At 30.5% G+C, this 1199-nt stretch carries 1 protein-coding gene; it reads left to right on the forward strand.

The window, feature by feature from the left end:
- Positions 1-217: 217 nt before the first annotated feature.
- Positions 218-1199 (forward strand): GIY-YIG nuclease family protein (locus X928_RS09110; RefSeq protein ID WP_169926372.1); only part of this gene is annotated, 982 nt, incomplete at its 3' end.

Genomic DNA, 1199 nt, shown 5'->3' on the forward strand with positions numbered 1-1199 from the left:
AGCGGGGCGAAGGGGCGCTAAAACGAACTTTTGAATATCTCAAAGTAATACCTTATTGCAGCTTTACACGAAAGACTTTTCAAATCAAATAAAGATTTTAGGGTTTTTAAGGGGCGAAGCCTTTTTGCTGCCTTATGCAAAAAGCTTTTCTAAAATATACTTTGATTTTGGGGTTCTTAAGGGGTTTACCCTTTAATGCACGGAGGCGAAACAACCTATGATAGACAGATCAATTTTAAACAACATCCCTAAAAAACCAGGGGTATATATTTTTAAAAACAATAAAGGTGATCCTATATATATAGGCAAGGCAAAAAACTTAAAAAACAGAGTTTCTTCATACTTTAACAAGAAAAATTACATAGGAAATGAAAAAACTTATGAAATGCTAGAAAAAGCTGCAAATTTAGACTACATAATAACTTCAAATGAAAATCAAGCATTCATCTTAGAAGCTAACCTTATTTATGTTCATAAGCCAAAATACAATATAATGCTAAAAGATACACGCGTGTATCCCTATATCTTAGTTACAGATGAACAATTTTCTAAGATAAAATACGTTCGTACAAAAAAAGAAGAAAAAGGTAAATACTATGGCCCATATTCTGATGTGAAATTTGTAAAAGATGTTATTGAAGTACTACAAAATGTTTATAAGATTAGAAGCTGTGATAGAGATTTAAGCAGAAAGAGTAAACCATGTTTCCTATACCATTTAGGAAGATGTTATGGTCCATGTTACACTGATGTAGATGAAAAGATATATCAAGAATCAGCGGAAAAGGTTAAAAAAGTTTTGTCAGGAGATATTACAGAGGTAAAGAACTACCTTCAAAAAGCTATGAAAGATTATGCAAAAATAAAAAACTATGAAAAAGCTGCTCAGATGCGTGACACATTGTTCAAATTAGAAAATTTGTTTGAAGAAGTAGCTGTTGAATACAAAAACGGTAAAAATTTAGATATAATAATGTATGAACCTCCAGTTTATTTAGTTTTAATAGTAAGAAAAGGATACTTAATTTCAAAGCTTTCCTTTACAATGGAAGGGACTTTAGAAGATTTCTTGTATCAATACTATATTGTTAGAAAGAATGATCCACCTTCTTTGATATCGACGCTATACAAAGAAGAAATTTCTTCAGAAATCTTGGATTTTCTGAAAGAAAAAGGTTTAAAAAGGATCGAAAAGATCG

The organism is Petrotoga miotherma DSM 10691 (assembly GCF_002895605.1).
Lineage (GTDB): Bacteria > Thermotogota > Thermotogae > Petrotogales > Petrotogaceae > Petrotoga > Petrotoga miotherma.